At 64.9% G+C, this 14646-nt stretch carries 13 protein-coding genes; 5 read left to right on the top strand and 8 right to left on the bottom strand.

Going from position 1 to position 14646, the window contains the following annotated elements:
- Positions 1-2: 2 nt before the first annotated feature.
- Entirely contained in the window at positions 3-812 is an 810-nt protein-coding gene (gene minD / locus LQD11_RS12875) for a septum site-determining protein MinD (protein ID WP_238617905.1), read from the top strand.
- Positions 812-1084 carry a cell division topological specificity factor MinE gene (gene minE / locus LQD11_RS12870; protein ID WP_008932599.1) on the top strand — a complete coding sequence of 91 codons (273 nt, stop codon included), beginning with the start codon at positions 812-814 and terminating at the stop codon, positions 1082-1084. Before minD ends, minE begins: the two co-directional genes overlap by 1 nt.
- Here the strand turns inward: minE and aat are convergent, their stop codons facing one another.
- The 3 genes from aat to trxB form a co-directional block, all read right to left on the bottom strand.
- Positions 1085-1828 (bottom strand): leucyl/phenylalanyl-tRNA--protein transferase, encoded by a 744-nt coding sequence (gene aat / locus LQD11_RS12865; protein WP_238617904.1) that lies wholly within the window; start codon positions 1826-1828, stop codon positions 1085-1087.
- Between the two features lie 34 nt (positions 1829-1862).
- On the bottom strand, positions 1863-3035 hold the full coding sequence (locus LQD11_RS12860; protein ID WP_238617903.1) for a GNAT family N-acetyltransferase: 1173 nt from the start codon (positions 3033-3035) through the stop codon (positions 1863-1865).
- Between the two features lie 75 nt (positions 3036-3110).
- Entirely contained in the window at positions 3111-4061 is a 951-nt protein-coding gene (gene trxB, locus LQD11_RS12855; protein ID WP_238617902.1) for a thioredoxin-disulfide reductase, read from the bottom strand.
- Positions 4062-4266: 205 nt separating this feature from the next.
- Here trxB and LQD11_RS12850 point away from each other — a divergent pair, with 205 nt between their 5' ends.
- From LQD11_RS12850 to LQD11_RS12840, 3 genes are read left to right on the top strand one after another with little or no spacing between them, the layout of a single operon-like run.
- A complete protein-coding gene (locus LQD11_RS12850) occupies positions 4267-6717 on the top strand; it encodes a DNA translocase FtsK (protein ID WP_238617901.1) in 2451 nt (816 codons plus the stop codon).
- 7 nt (positions 6718-6724) lie between these two features.
- The gene (gene lolA / locus LQD11_RS12845) at positions 6725-7354 is read left to right on the top strand and encodes an outer membrane lipoprotein periplasmic chaperone LolA (protein ID WP_238617900.1); all 630 of its coding nucleotides are present in this window, start codon (positions 6725-6727) and stop codon (positions 7352-7354) included.
- Positions 7355-7376: 22 nt separating this feature from the next.
- A complete protein-coding gene (locus LQD11_RS12840) occupies positions 7377-8714 on the top strand; it encodes a replication-associated recombination protein A (RefSeq protein ID WP_238617899.1) in 1338 nt (445 codons plus the stop codon).
- Here the strand turns inward: LQD11_RS12840 and LQD11_RS12835 are convergent.
- The 5 genes from LQD11_RS12835 to LQD11_RS12815 all read right to left on the bottom strand — a co-directional run bounded on the left by LQD11_RS12835 (position 8711) and on the right by LQD11_RS12815 (position 14428).
- Positions 8711-9376, bottom strand: a complete 666-nt coding sequence (locus tag LQD11_RS12835; RefSeq protein WP_238617898.1) for a trimeric intracellular cation channel family protein — start codon at positions 9374-9376, stop codon at positions 8711-8713. The genes LQD11_RS12840 and LQD11_RS12835 overlap by 4 nt on opposite strands.
- A 16-nt stretch (positions 9377-9392) precedes the next feature.
- Positions 9393-11711, bottom strand: coding sequence for a nitric oxide reductase activation protein NorD (locus tag LQD11_RS12830; RefSeq protein WP_238617897.1), 2319 nt, complete (start codon positions 11709-11711; stop codon positions 9393-9395).
- A gap of 29 nt (positions 11712-11740) precedes the next feature.
- On the bottom strand, positions 11741-12544 hold the full coding sequence (locus tag LQD11_RS12825; RefSeq protein ID WP_238617896.1) for a CbbQ/NirQ/NorQ/GpvN family protein: 804 nt from the start codon (positions 12542-12544) through the stop codon (positions 11741-11743).
- 65 nt (positions 12545-12609) lie between these two features.
- A complete protein-coding gene (locus LQD11_RS12820; protein WP_008932608.1) occupies positions 12610-12942 on the bottom strand; it encodes a ribulose bisphosphate carboxylase small subunit in 333 nt (110 codons plus the stop codon).
- Between the two features lie 64 nt (positions 12943-13006).
- On the bottom strand, positions 13007-14428 hold the full coding sequence (locus LQD11_RS12815) for a form I ribulose bisphosphate carboxylase large subunit (protein WP_008932609.1): 1422 nt from the start codon (positions 14426-14428) through the stop codon (positions 13007-13009).
- Between the last annotated feature and the right edge of the window lie 218 nt (positions 14429-14646).

Genomic DNA, 14646 nt, shown 5'->3' with positions numbered 1-14646 from the left:
ATATGGCACGCATTGTAGTAATTACCTCAGGCAAGGGTGGCGTCGGCAAGACCACGACCTCGGCGGCCGTGGCCACCGGCCTGGCCCTGGAAGGCCACAAAACCGCCGTCATCGACTTTGACGTGGGTCTGCGCAACCTGGATCTCATCATGGGGTGCGAGCGGCGGGTGGTCTATGATTTCGTCAACGTGATCAACGGTGATGCCAATCTGCGCCAGGCCCTGATCAAGGACAAGCGCACGGACAACCTGTTCATCCTGCCCGCCTCCCAGACCCGTGACAAGGACGCCCTGACGGAGGAAGGGGTGGAAAAGGTGCTGGATGAGCTGAGTCAGGAATTCGACTATATCGTCTGCGACAGCCCGGCCGGCATCGAGCGGGGGGCCATGATGGCCGCCTATTTTGCCGATGAGGCCATCGTGGTGACCAATCCCGAGGTCTCCAGCGTCCGTGACTCGGACCGGATGCTGGGCATCCTCTCCAGCAAGACCCGCAAGGCGGAGCGGGGCGAAGGTCCCTTGCCGGCCAAGCTGCTGCTGACCCGTTATTCCCCCGAGCGGGTGGAAAGGGGCGAGATGCTCAGTGTGGATGATGTCACCGAGATCCTGTCCATCGACATGCTGGGGGTGATTCCCGAATCCCAGTCGGTGCTCAATGCCTCCAATGCGGGCATGCCGGTGATTCTGGACGAAGAGTCCGACGCCGGACAGGCCTATCGTGACGCGGTGGCCCGTTTTCTGGGCGAAGACCGCCCGCACCGTTTCCTCACCACGCAGAAGAAGGGTCTCTTCGGACGCCTGTTCAGGGGTTAATGGCCATGAAAGGCATTTTCAATTACTTTCGTTCACCCCGACAGGGCAGCGCCAAGGTGGCCAAGGAACGCCTGCAGGTGATCGTGGCACGGGAGCGGAGCCACCGCTCAGGCCCCGACTATCTGCCGGCCTTGCACCGGGAGTTGCTGGAAGTCATCCGCAAGTATGTTCAGGTGGGGGACGAGGCGGTGCAGATGAGTCTGGAAAATCAGGGCGATTGCGAGATTCTGGAGGTCAACATCACCTTGTCCGAGCCTGAACGACAGGGGTAGTCATGGCCTGGTGGCGGCCCCCGGCTCCAGCTCCACTGCCCAGGGGCCGGGGCGGCTGGGCACCGAGCACAGCTGCTGCAGCCGGGTGGTGAAGCGCTGCCGTGACATGGGTATCGCTCCCATGCGGGTCAGGTGCTCGGAAGGGGTCTGACAGTCCAGCAGCGGATATCCCCAGTGATCGAGATGACGGCACAGGGTGACCAGGGCCACCTTGGAGGCATCCGGCACCTGGCTGAACATGGACTCACCGAAGAAAACCCGCCCCATGCTCACTCCATAGAGTCCTCCCACCAGTACGTCATCTTCCCAGACCTCCACTGAATGGGCGTGTCCGGTATGGTGCAGCTGGATGAAGGCCTGCTGCATCCCGTAGGTGATCCAGGTGCCGTGAACCCCGCGCCGAGGGCCCGCGCACCCCTTGATGACATCGGTGAAGGCCTGGTCGAAGGTCACCTGGAAGCGATGTCCGCGCAGGACCTTGCCCAGGCTGCGGCTCACCTTCACCTGGGAAGGGTAGAGGATGGTGCGGGGGTCCGGCGACCACCAGAGGATGGGCTGACCCGCCTCGTACCAGGGAAAGATGCCGTGACGGTAGGCATTGAGCAGCCTGGGCAGGCTCAGGTCGCCGCCGGCGGCCAACAGGCCGTTGGGCTCACGCAGGGCGCGCTCCACCGGCGGAAACGGCTCATCGCTCTGTCCGGGGTGCAGCCAGGTGAGGGAATGCATATCGTTGTTGCCAGACATGGTCCGTGATCCCTTTGGGTGTCCGAGGCACAGCCTAACCCGAGCCGGAGTCCGCTTCCACCCGGAACGGCGACAGGCGCATCAGCTGTTCGCACTGGATTGCCATCGCCGCCTGCTCCCGCTGACAGAATGCGGCCACCGCGCCCCTGAGTCCCGGATGGGCAATCCAGTGTCCCGACCAGGTCCGGGTGGGCAGAAAACCCCGACTGATCTTGTGTTCTCCCTGGGCGCCCGGCTCAAACCTCGCCAGACCCTGTTGGATGCAGTAGTCGATGCCCTGGTAGTAACAGGCTTCAAAATGCAGGGCATCGTAATCCCGGATGCAGCCCCAGTAGCGGCCGTAGAGGGTGTCCTTGCCCCGGTAGCACAGGGCCGCCGCCACCGGTTCGCCGTCCTCTTCCGCCAGGAACATGACCACCTGCCGTCCCAGGGTGCGGCCGGTTTCCTGAAAAAAGCCCAGGCTCAGGGTCGGAATCCCCATCTTGCGTTCGAAGGTGCTCACATAAAAGTGGTGGAACACCGCCCACAAGTCCCGGCTCACCTCGTCACCGTGCAGTACCCGGATATCCAGCCCCTGTTCTTGCACCCGGCGCCGTTCACGCCGGACGTTCTTGCGTTTCTTGGCGCTGAAACGTTGTATAAAATCGTCGAAATCCCGGTAATTCTCATTATGCCAGTGATACTGGCAGCCCATGCGCAGGGTCAGGCCGGCCGCCTGCAGCGCCCGGCTGTCCTCGTGTTCCGGGAACAGCACATGCAGTCCGGACAACTCGCCCGCATGGGTCAGCTCGATGGCCTGCTGGATCAGTACCTGTTGCAGGGCCTTCCGGTCATGGTCGGGGTGGACCAGCAGGCGGGTGCCGGTGGCCGGGGTATAGGGGATCGAGCAGACCAGTTTGGGGTAGTAGTTCAGTCCTGACTGGCGCCAGGCCTGTTCCCAGGCCCAGTCGAAGACGAACTCGCCGTAGTTGTTGGTCTTGATGTAGAGGGGCAGGGCGGCGACCAGTTCACCGCCCGGCTGGTGCAGGGTGACATGCCGGGGATACCAGCCGAACCGGCTGCCCAGGCAGTCATGGCGTTCCAGGGCACAGAGGAAGGCATGGCTGAGGAAGGGCTCATCCCGCCCGCCCAGGGCATCCCACTCGGCGGCGGGAAGGGCGGACAGGTCATCGCTGATGCGGCATTCCAGCACGCCCGGGTGATCCATGATGAAGCCTCCGAGTGGAATGGGCCTACCATGCGGGTGAAGCATTCCCCGTGGAGGGCCGCGCCCGCGGCACCCTCAACCGCCTTCCAGGAAACGCTCCGCATCCAGGGCCGCCATGCAGCCGGAACCGGCCGAGGTCACCGCCTGACGATAGACATGGTCCATCACATCCCCGGCGGCAAACACCCCCGGCACACTGGTGGCCGTGGCATTACCATCCAGACCACTTTTCACCCGAATGTATCCATTGTTCATCTCCAGCTGGCCCTGAAATAGGTCGGTATTGGGCTTGTGGCCGATGGCGATGAAGATCCCCTGCAGCGCCACATCCCGGGTCTGCCCGGACTGCACGTCCTTGATTCGCATGCCGGTCACGCCCAGATTGTCGCCCAGGACCTCGTCCAGCACATGATTCCACTCGATGCTCACCTTGCCCTGGCGTTCCTTCTCGAACAGATGATCCTGCATGATCTTCTCCGCCCGCAACTTGTCCCGACGGTGCACCAGGGTGACATGCTCGGCGATGTTGGACAGGTACAGGGCCTCTTCCACGGCGGTGTTGCCGCCGCCGATCACCGCCACCTTCTGGCCGCGATAGAAAAAACCGTCACAGGTGGCGCAGGCGGAGACGCCCCGGCCCTTGAAGGCCTCCTCGGAGGGCAGCCCCAGGTACATGGCCGAGGCCCCGGTGGCGATGATGAGGGCATCACAGGTATAGGTGCCGGTATCGCCGGTGAGGGTGAAGGGACGCTGCTTCAGGTCGGCTGTATGGATGTGATCGAAGATGATCTCGGTATTGAAGCGTTCCGCGTGGCGTTTCATCCGCTCCATGAGTTCCGGCCCCTGTACCCCCTGGTCGTCCCCGGGCCAGTTGTCCACTTCCGTGGTGGTGGTGAGCTGGCCACCCTGCTGCAGACCGGTGATCATGACCGGCTTGAGGTTGGCACGGGCAGCGTACACTGCAGCGGTATATCCGGCGGGGCCGGAGCCGAGAATGAGCAGGCGGCAGTGTCTGGGGGCAGTCATGGGAAACGGTTCTCCTGGGGAAATGAAGGATGCGGTCAAAATCCGAGCCGCCTAATCTACTTTGAAGCCCCGGCGGCGCCAAGTCCTCGGCAGGATGTACAATACCGACGCGAAGTCCCAAAAAAGGGACTGGAAACCCTTCAAGGGGTTAAACTCGACGGCTTACCCTGACTCTCACACTCAAGCCCCTGACACGACCTGACCATTGGCCAGAGCAAAATCCAAGAAAACGGCGGACAAGCCCGCCCGCAAGCCTGCTTCCGCACCGCGACCCATCAGCGCCCATCTGCGCCGTGCCCTGCGCGAGGGCACCCTGCTGGTGCTGACGGCGGCGGCCGCCTACCTGTTCATCGCCCTGGCCAGCTACAGCCCCTCCGACCCCGGCTGGTCCCAGACCGGGACCGGCATGAAGGTCACCAACCTGGGGGGCAGGGCGGGGGCCTGGTTTGCCGATGTGTTCTTCCATCTCTTCGGCTATCTGGCCTATCTGGCGCCGGTGGTGGTGGCCTACAGCGGCTGGCTGGTCTTTCGCGGCCGCAAGGATACCGGTGAGCTGGACCTGCATGCCCTGGGCGTGCGCTGGCTGGGGTTTGTCATCACCCTGGCCGCCGGCTGCGGTCTGGCGACCCTGCACTTTTTGCCGGGCGCGTTGCCCATGAATGCCGGCGGCATCCTGGGCGAGGTGATCGGCGAGGGGCTGGTACCGATCTTTCACCTGCTGGGCGTCACCCTGTTCCTGCTGGCCCTGTTCCTGACCGGCGTGACCCTGCTCACCGGGCTGTCCTGGTTGTCCCTGATGGACCGGCTGGGGCGCTACACCCTCCAGGGGGTGGATTGGACTCTGGAATGGATCGCCACGGCCCGGGAGCGCCATGCCGGGCGCAAGGCCCGCAAGGAACGGGAGGCCAGGGAAAACGCCGTCAGGGCCGCCGCCCCGGACCCGGAAGCCCCGCGCCCGCGGTCCCAGCCCAAGGTGGAACCCCGGATCGACACCCTGCAGGAAGTGCAGGCGCCGCAGGAGGCGGAAAAACCGGCGCCGAAGATCAAGGCCCGGGTGGAACCGGTCCTGGAAGCGGTGCTGCCCACGCCCATCACCCCGCCCAAACCCCCCGCGCCGAAGCGACAACCTTCCCTGTTCGGCGTCGGCGAGATCCCCCCGGACGCCTTCCCGAGCCTGGATCTGCTCGATGCCCCCAAGCCGCAGGAAGGGGGCTATACCGAGGAAGACCTGCACTTCATGTCCCGGCAGGTGGAGGAAAAACTGCGGGACTTCGGGGTCCAGGTGGACGTGGTGGAGGTGCATCCGGGACCGGTGATCACCCGGTTTGAACTGCAGCCGGCACCGGGCCTGAAGGTGAGCCGGATCTCCGGGCTGTCCAAGGACCTGGCCCGGGCCCTGTCGGTGATCAGTGTCCGCATCGTGGAGGTCATTCCGGGCAAGTCCACCGTGGGCCTGGAAATACCCAACCAGAAACGGGAACTGGTGAGCCTGTCGGAGATCTTCCGGGCGCCGGTATTCGAAAAGGCCGGTTCCGCCCTCACCCTGGCCCTGGGCAAGGACATCAGCGGCCACGCGGTGGTGGCCGATCTGGCCAAGATGCCCCATCTGCTGGTGGCCGGCACCACCGGCTCGGGCAAGTCCGTGGGCATCAACGCCATGCTGCTCTCGCTGCTGTTCAAGGCCCATCCCGACGAGGTCCGTCTGATCCTCATCGATCCGAAGATGCTGGAGCTGTCGGTGTACGAGGGCATCCCCCATTTGCTGGCCCCCGTGGTCACCGACATGAAGGACGCCTCCAACGCCCTGCGCTGGGGGGTGGCGGAAATGGAGCGTCGCTACAAGCTCATGTCCCAGATGGGCGTGCGCAACCTGGCCGGTTTCAACCGCAAGATCAAGGACGCCATCGCCGCCGGTGAACCCATCCCGGACCCGTTCTACAATCCACAGACCGCCTTCGATCCGGAGGCACCGCCGCCGGAACTCAAGCCGTTGCCGTTCATCGTCATCGTGGTGGACGAGTTTGCCGACATGATGATGGTGGTGGGCAAGAAGGTGGAGGAACTCATCGCCCGTCTGGCCCAGAAGGCGCGGGCGGCGGGGATTCACCTGATCCTGGCCACCCAGCGCCCCTCGGTGGACGTGATCACCGGTCTCATCAAGGCCAACATCCCCACCCGCATCGCCTTCCAGGTGTCCTCCCGGGTGGATTCGCGCACCATTCTGGATCAGATGGGCGCGGAGCAGCTGCTGGGGCACGGCGACATGCTCTACCTGCCCCCGGGCAGCGGGCATCCGGTGCGTCTGCACGGGGCCTTCGTGGCGGACCACGAGGTCCATCACGTGGTGGACTTCCTCAAGGCCCAGGGCGAGCCGGATTACCTGGACGACGTGCTGGAGGAACCGGAATCCGGCGCCGCGGTCGTACCAGGACTGGAGCCGGTGGATTCCGGCGAGGAGAGCGACCCCCTGTACGATCAGGCGGTGGCCATCGTGCTGGAATCTCGCAAGGCATCCATTTCCTATGTACAGCGCCGCCTCAAGATCGGTTACAACCGGGCCGCCCGGATGATCGAGGACATGGAGGCCGCCGGCGTGGTGAGCGCGCTGCAATCCAACGGCAACCGGGAAGTGCTGGCGCCGGCACCCCAGGACTGAAAACGAGATGCCAACACCCATGCGAGCCCTGTTTGCCCTGATGCTGACCGCCTGCCTGAGCCTGTCACCGGTGCTGGCGGACGATGCCCGTGCCCGACTGGATCACTTCTTCCAGGAGATGACCAGTTTCGAGGCGGTGTTCGAACAGATGGTCATCAACGAGCGGGACGAGGTCCTGCAGCATGCCCAGGGCAAGGTCTATCTCAAGCGTCCCGGCCAGTTCCGCTGGGATTATCAGACCCCTTATAACCAGCAGATCGTGGCCGACGGCCAGTATCTGTGGACCTACGACGAAGACCTGGCCCAGGCCACGGTGCAGGAGATGGACGCCGTGCTGGGGCGCACCCCCATCATGCTGCTGTCCGAACCCCGGGCGCTGGAAAATGATTTCAAGGTGGCCTCCGAGGGTACCCATCAGGGGCTGAGCTGGCTGGCCCTGACCCCCCATTCGGGCGACACCGATTTCCAGCGCATTCTCATCGGCCTGGACGAGCGCACCGTGCGGATGATGGTGCTCTATGACCAGTTCGGTCAGCAGACCCGCATCCGCTTTGAAGACATGCGGCTCAACCCCCGCATCCCCGATGCCCGCTTCCGCTTCGAGCCGCCGGCCGGGGTGGATGTGATGAGGAACTGAGCACCGCGGCTGCCCGGCCTCCATGACCGATCTCTTTTCCACCCCGGCCCCCGACCGCCCCCTGGCGGATCGCATGCGTCCCCGGCGGCTGGAGGAGTACATGGGGCAGCAGCATCTGCTGGCGCCGGGCAAGCCCCTGCGCCGGGCCATCGAGGAGGACCGGCTGCATTCCATGGTCTTCTGGGGTCCGCCCGGCACCGGCAAGACCACCCTGGCCCGGCTCATCGCCAACTATTGCGGCGCGACATTCATCACCCTGTCCGCCGTGCTGTCCGGGGTCAAGGACATCCGCGCCGCGGTGGACCAGGCCCGGGAGACCCGCCGGGACGAGGGCCGGGCCACGCTGTTGTTCGTGGACGAGGTCCATCGCTTCAACAAGTCCCAGCAGGATGCCTTCCTGCCCCACGTGGAAGACGGCACCATCGCCTTCATCGGTGCCACCACGGAAAATCCCTCCTTCGAACTCAACAACGCCCTGTTGTCCCGGGTGCGGACCTACGTGCTCAAGGGGCTGGAGGCGGCGGACATTCGCGCCATCATCGACCGGGCCCTGGACGACGAGACCCACGGCCTGGGCCGGCGCCGCCTGACCATGGCGCCGCCCCTGCGCGACCTCCTGGCGGAGTTGGCCGACGGTGATGCCCGGCGTGCCCTGAACCTGTTGGAGATCGCCGCCGACCTGGCCCCGGAAGGGGGGGAGGGTGCCGTGATCACGGAAGACACTCTCAAGGAGGTGACCAGTCAGGGTCTGCGTCGCTTCGACAAGGGCGGGGAGCTGTTCTACGACCAGATTTCCGCCCTGCACAAATCGGTGCGGGGCAGTGACCCGGACGCGGCGCTGTACTGGTTCTGCCGCATGCTCGACGGCGGCTGCGACCCCGTTTATCTGGCCCGGCGGATTGTGCGCATGGCCAGCGAGGACATCGGCAACGCCGATCCCCGGGCGCTGACCCTGGCCCTGGAGGCCTGGGATGTGTACGAGCGCCTGGGCAGTCCGGAAGGGGAGCTGACCCTGGCTCAGGCGGTGATCTATCTGGCCTGTGCCGCCAAGAGCAACGCGGTCTATGCGGCCTATGGGGCCGCCATGGCCGATGCCCGGCAGCGGGGGACCCTGGAGGTGCCCCTGCATCTGCGCAACGCGCCCACCCGGCTGATGAAGTCGCTGGATTACGGCAAGGGTTACCGGTACGCCCATGACGAGGTGGACGGTTTTGCCGCCGGGGAGTGCTATTTTCCGGACGGCATGGGGGAGCCCCGCTATTACCAGCCGGTGGAACGGGGTCTGGAGATCCGGATCCGGGAGAAGTTGCTGGATCTGCGCCGGCGCAACGAGGCAAGCCGGCGCGGCGGCAAGGATTAGGGCCGGCGCCGCTTCAGGTACCGTACCAGGCCCTCCCGGTGCACCGCTCGGGTGCTCCAGTTGAATTCGATGGAGGCCATGCGCAGGGCAAAGGTGATCAGGATCGTCACCCAGGCCGCCGCCACCACCGGCACCGACAGCCACTGGGTCATGGCCAGGTAGGCGGTGCCGCCCACCAGGACCGCCAGGGCATAGAACTGACCGGGCTTGAGGATCAGGGGCGGATCACCGGCGATCACGTCCCGGATCAGGCTGCCGCCCACCCCGTTGAGCACCCCCACCAGCAGGGCGGCGGGCAGTCCCAGCCCGGCCTCCAGGGAGCGTTCGATGCCCACCACGGCAAAGCCGCCGATCCCGGCGGCGTCGATGATGGCCACCCCGCGACGGGTGTACCAGGGCCGTTCGCCGAACACCAGTCCGATCAGAGTGGCGGCGCCGATGGCGGCCAGATAGCCCGGATCGGTGAGCAATACCGGCAGCCCCTGTTGCAGGAACAGCCCGTCCCGCAGCAGTCCCCCGCCTGCCCCGGTGACCAGGGCAAGGAAGAACATGCCGATCAGGTCATACCCCTTGCGCATGGCCACCACCACGCCGGACAGGGCAAAGACGAAGACGGCGCCCAGATCGAAGTAGGCGGGAAGGGCGAAGCTTTCGGGAGTCATGCCCGGAGTATAATCCTTATCGGGTCAGTCCGGCATAGAGCATCGGCAGGGTTTCCGGCAGTCGGGCCACATGATCCACCACCATGTAGCGCCGCGCCCCGAAGATCCGCTCCACATAGTCATCCGCGTGGGGGTCCAGGCTCATGCAGAAACTGTAGACCCCGTGCTTGGCCACTTCCTCCACCGCATGCTTGGCGTCCTGGCGCAGATACTGGGGATCCCGCACGTCCGTATCCGCCGGCTCCCCGTCCGTCACGATCAGCAGCAGCTTGCGCCGCGAGGGTTGCCGCCGCAGATGCTCCCCGGCATGACGGATCGCCGCACCCATGCGGGTGGACATCTGCCCCGTCATCCCCGCCAGACGGGCCTTCACGGTGTCGTCATAGGGGGCGTCGAAATCCTTGAACCGGTAATACTCCACGTCATGACGGCCATCGGAATCAAAGCCGTGGATGGCAAAGGGATCGCCGATCTTCGCCAAGGCCCCCGCCAGCAGCGCCGTGGCCTCCCGGGCCAGATCCAGCACCGTGCTGTCGGTGCCGCGCACCTTGTCGTTGGTGGATTCGGACAGGTCGATCAGCACCAGGACCGACAGGTCCCGCACCTTGCGCTCGGTGCGGATATGCACCCGGGTGTCCGGCTGTCGTCCCATGCGCAGATCCACCAGGGACTCCACCACCGCGTTCAGATCCAGTTCGTCCCCGTCCGGCTGGCGCCGATAGCGCTGCACGCCCTGGGGCTGCATTGCCTCGATCAGGTATTTCAGGCGGCTGATCAGCGGCTTGTGCCGCTGCGCCACCGCGTCGATCTCGGCCGGGTCCCCGGTCCGGGGACGGCGCTCCAGCAAGGTGCACCAGTGGGGGCGCTCCAGCTGCATCTGGTAATCCCATTCCGGGTAATGGAACGGGGCCGACACCGGCGGCTTGCCTTCCTTCTCGTTGAGGCTGATGTCTTCCTCGTCGCAGAAGAACTCCGTGCTCAGGGTCCAGATCTCCTGGGCGTCATCCCCGGCAAAGGGCACGTCCAGTCCGTTGACCATTTCCATGAGGCTGACGTTGCGCCGCACCTGGGGTCGTTCCCAAAGACGGATCAGGTCCACGTCGTCCTGCTCGCCCAGGGTCCACAGATACCGGTTGTCATCCCGGTACAGCACCGGGATGTGGTGATGACGAGTGCTGAAGGGTTCGTCGGTGGGGAAGGCCGGCGCCAATTGATGGGCCAGATCCCAGGCCAGGCCGTGGCGGGTCAGGTCCGCGGCGGCGTCATCGAACCGGGCCCGCGCCCGCTGCACGAAGGGGTGCGGATCCTCGTAGTCCGGGTCCAGCAGGGCGCGGGCGGTGCGGCCCAGCAGGGCGGTGGTACCGTCGCCGTCCTCGGGTCCGGTCACATGCATGGGCAGCCAGAGCTGGCGCAGTCCGGGGAAGGCGGCCAGGGCCAGGGCCTCCACCCGGGCATCCTCGAACAGCCCCACCAGCAGGCCGGTGAGGCCACCGGGATCGTCCGCCGGCATGGGGCTGCGGCTGTGGACCAGATGGGCCGCCCCGTGGGCCGCCGTGGCCCGATAGATCTGCAGGCCGCCGATACCGAACCCGTCGTCATAGGCATCGGGTACATAGAGGGTGAAACCGTCGATGAAGGGGCGCATCCCCTCGCGGGATTCGAAGTCGCCGCTGGTGGGGCGCAGGAAAAAGTCCCTGGCCCAGAGGGCACGCAGATACATGTTGATCCGTCGCTGCACGTCCACGAACAGGGTGCCGCGCCGTTCGTTCTGGAACACCGAGCGGGATTCGGGTGTCTCCAGCCCGAAATAGGCGGTCTGGGCCTTGAAGTCCCGACCATGGACCTTGGCCCCCCACAGGGCCCAGCGCCGCAGTCCCCCCAGGGTGAGATGGGTGAGCAACGGGTCCAGGTGTTCCAGCATGGGCCGCACCCCTCGGGGCACCTGGGCCACCAGATTGTCCAGCAGACGCAGATACCCCTTGAACAGGGTGGGGTCCGCCAGTCGTCGGGAGGCCACCGGGCTGGTGGCGATCACCAGGCTGATGACCGCGCCGCTGGTCTTGGACGAGAGCTTGATGACGCTCTCGATCAGGTCCATCACCGCGTCTTCCCCCAGTTCCCGGGCCACCACGGGGCTCTCCTGGATGAAGGCCGCCACAGGTTCGGTGCCCTTGCCCAGGGCGTGGAGGGCGCGGGCGCCTTCCATGTAGTAGTTTTTCAGGCCCGTGGAGCTGAAGCTGCGCACCGCTTCCTGCCAGGCCGATTCCAGCACCTCGACGGCATGACCGCCCAGGTCCTCCAGCAGTTCGGGGTAGTCTTCCAGATGGACGCTCATGGGCCTGATCCTCCTCCCGAGTCAGGGCATCAGAAAAAGGTGGTGACCGCCGCGTCCAGGGCGTCGCGCATGTCCGGATCGTCGGTGAGGGGACGCACCAGGGCCATGCGGCAGGCGGCCAGGGGTTCCACATCGCGGGCGATCAAGGAACCGGCATGGACCAGCATGCGGGTGGAGATGCCTTCATCCAGGCCGTGGCCCTTCAGGTTCCTGGCCCGTTCCGCCACGCTCACCAGCTTCTTCGCCGTGTCGGTGGCGATGCCGGTTTCATGGGCGACGATCTCCGCCTCCAGGCCCGCTTCCGGGTAATCGAAGTCCAGGGCACCGAAACGCTGCTTGGTGGACTGCTTGAGATCCTTCATCAGGCTCTGGTAGCCGGGGTTGTAGGAGATGACCAGCTGGAAGTCGGGATGGGCGCGCACCAGTTCGCCCTTCTTTTCCAGCGGCAGCACCCGGCGGTTGTCGGTGAGGGGATGGATCACCACCACCGTGTCCTGACGGGCCTCCACCACTTCGTCCAGGTAGCAGATGGCGCCATGGCGGGCGGCCAGGGTGAGGGGACCGTCCTGCCAGCGGGTGCCGTCGGCATCCAGCAGATAGCGGCCCACCAGGTCCGAAGCGGTCATGTCCTCGTTGCAGGCCACGGTGATCAGGGGCTTGCCCAGCTTCCAGGCCATGTATTCCACAAACCGGGTCTTGCCGCAGCCGGTGGGGCCCTTGAGAATCATGGGCATGCGCACGGCATAGGCGGCCTCGTACAGGGCCACTTCATCACCGACGGCGCGGTAGTAGGGTTCTTCCTTGATCTGATAATCGCGGATGGTGTCGTGCATGAGTCACTCCCGGAGAACCAAGGCCCCTCTCCCCAAGGGGAGAGGGGTTGGGGTGAGGGGAAAGCTTACTCGCCGCGATGGACGACGAAGGACGTTCCCTGGCACTGGGCGAAGTTGTCATAGCCGATCACGCGCACCAGATGATCGGGATGCTCGTTCTTGCAGGCCTCCACTTCGGCCAGCACCGTTTCCACCGACTGCTCGCCGAACATGGGCAGCTTCCACATGTACCAGAAGGAGCCGAAGGCATTTTCCGGTTCGCTGTGCTCGATGGCCGGGTTCCAGCCCTTGCTGATCATGTATTCCACCTGCTTGCGCACCTGGTCGGCGGTCATCTGCGGCAGATAGGAGAAGGTTTCGTACTTTTCGGACTGCTTGAAGCTCTGGATCTCGGACATGGTCTTATCCTCTGTTCAGTGTCTGGGGGCGGGGCGGCCCGACGGCCGCCCCCGGCAAGGCCGCTTAGCGGTGCTGCACGTCCAGCTTGTCCACGGTATCGAACTCGAACTTGATCTCCTTCCAGGTTTCCATGGCGATCTTGAGTTCGGGGCTGTGCTGGGCGGCGGCGATGAGGATGTCCTTGCCTTCCTTCTCCAGTTCACGTCCTTCGTTGCGGGCCTGCACACAGGCTTCCAGGGCCACGCGGTTGGCGGAAGCGCCGGCGGCGTTGCCCCAGGGGTGACCCAGGGTGCCGCCACCGAACTGCAGCACCGAGTCGTCACCGAAGATGGTGACCAGGGACGGCATGTGCCAGACGTGGATGCCGCCGGAGGCCACGGCGAAGACACCGGGCATGGCGCCCCAGTCCTGATCGAAGAAGATGCCGCGGGAGCGGTCTTCCTTGATGTAGGACTCGCGCAGCAGATCGATCCAGCCCATGGTGGCGGCGCGGTCGCCTTCCAGCTTGCCCACCACGGTGCCGGTGTGCAGGTGGTCGCCGCCGGACAGGCGCAGGATCTTGGCCAGCACCCGGAAGTGGATGCCGTGGCGGGGATGACGGTCCATGACCGCGTGCATGGCGCGGTGGATGTGCAGCAGCATGCCGTTCTCGCGGCACCAGTTGGCCAGACCCGTGTTGGCGCAGAAGCCGCCGGTGATGTAGTCGTGCATGATGATGGGGGCGCCGATTTCCTTGGCGTACTCGGCCCGCTTGTACATCTCTTCCGGGGTGGGGGCGGTCACGTTCAGGTAGTGGCCCTTGCGCTCACCGGTTTCCATCTCGGCCTTGTTGATGGCCTCCATGACGAAGTCGAAGCGCTGGCGCCAGCGCATGAAGGGCTGGGAGTTGACGTTCTCGTCGTCCTTGGTGAAGTCCAGGCCGCCGCGCAGGCATTCGTACACGGCGCGGCCGTAGTTCTTGGCGGACAGACCCAGCTTGGGCTTGATGGTGCAGCCCAGCAGGGGACGGCCGTACTTGTTCATGATGTCCCGTTCCACCTGAATGCCGTGGGGCGGACCGCCGCAGGTCATGACGTAGGCGATGGGGAAGCGCACATCTTCCAGACGCAGGGCGCGCACGGCCTTGAAGCCGAACACGTTGCCCACCAGGGAGGTGAACACGTTCACCATCGAGCCTTCCTCGAACAGGTCGATGGGGTAGGCGATAAAGGCGTAGAAGCACTCGTCATCGCCGGGCACGTCCTCGATGTGGTAGGCGCGACCCTTATAGTGATCCAGGTCGGTGAGCAGGTCGGTCCACACGGTGGTCCAGGTACCGGTGGAGGATTCGGCGGCCACCGCGGCGGCGGCTTCCTCGCGATCCACGCCCGGCTGCGGGGTCACCTTGAAGCAGGCGAGGATGTCGGTATCCCGGGGGGTGTATTCCGGGGTCCAGTAGGTCTGGCGGTACTCTTTCACACCGGCACTGTAGGTCTTGACTGCCATCATCGACTCCTTTGGGCTTGATGTTTTGAACCACGTCCCGGGTCAAGCCGGGTCGTGGGTAAAGCGTACTCAAATCCGATAGACAAGAGACTACATGATCTATGGGTATAATAGATAATCAATTATGATGATTGTATGTATAAGTTATAACTTATGGTTTATTGAGTGAGGATCAGGGTGGGGTCCGTACCCGTCACTCCCGCGAAAGCGGGAATGAC

Source organism: Ectothiorhodospira shaposhnikovii, from assembly GCF_022227765.1.
Taxonomy (GTDB): Bacteria; Pseudomonadota; Gammaproteobacteria; order Ectothiorhodospirales; family Ectothiorhodospiraceae; genus Ectothiorhodospira.
This window is presented reverse-complemented; position numbering and strand designations above follow the sequence as displayed.

Bases quoted from the DNA above. Each gene is read 5' to 3' on its own strand.
- minD (WP_238617905.1), top strand. From the start codon at position 3: ATGGCACGCATTGTAGTAATTACCTCAGGCAAGGGTGGCGTCGGCAAG.
- minE (WP_008932599.1), top strand. From the start codon at position 812: ATGGCCATGAAAGGCATTTTCAATTACTTTCGTTCACCCCGACAGGGC.
- aat (WP_238617904.1), bottom strand. From the start codon at position 1,828: ATGTCTGGCAACAACGATATGCATTCCCTCACCTGGCTGCACCCCGGA.
- LQD11_RS12860 (WP_238617903.1), bottom strand. From the start codon at position 3,035: ATGGATCACCCGGGCGTGCTGGAATGCCGCATCAGCGATGACCTGTCC.
- trxB (WP_238617902.1), bottom strand. From the start codon at position 4,061: ATGACTGCCCCCAGACACTGCCGCCTGCTCATTCTCGGCTCCGGCCCC.
- lolA (WP_238617900.1), top strand. From the start codon at position 6,725: ATGCCAACACCCATGCGAGCCCTGTTTGCCCTGATGCTGACCGCCTGC.
- LQD11_RS12840 (WP_238617899.1), top strand. From the start codon at position 7,377: ATGACCGATCTCTTTTCCACCCCGGCCCCCGACCGCCCCCTGGCGGAT.
- LQD11_RS12835 (WP_238617898.1), bottom strand. From the start codon at position 9,376: ATGACTCCCGAAAGCTTCGCCCTTCCCGCCTACTTCGATCTGGGCGCC.
- LQD11_RS12830 (WP_238617897.1), bottom strand. From the start codon at position 11,711: ATGAGCGTCCATCTGGAAGACTACCCCGAACTGCTGGAGGACCTGGGC.
- LQD11_RS12825 (WP_238617896.1), bottom strand. From the start codon at position 12,544: ATGCACGACACCATCCGCGATTATCAGATCAAGGAAGAACCCTACTAC.
- LQD11_RS12820 (WP_008932608.1), bottom strand. From the start codon at position 12,942: ATGTCCGAGATCCAGAGCTTCAAGCAGTCCGAAAAGTACGAAACCTTC.
- LQD11_RS12815 (WP_008932609.1), bottom strand. From the start codon at position 14,428: ATGGCAGTCAAGACCTACAGTGCCGGTGTGAAAGAGTACCGCCAGACC.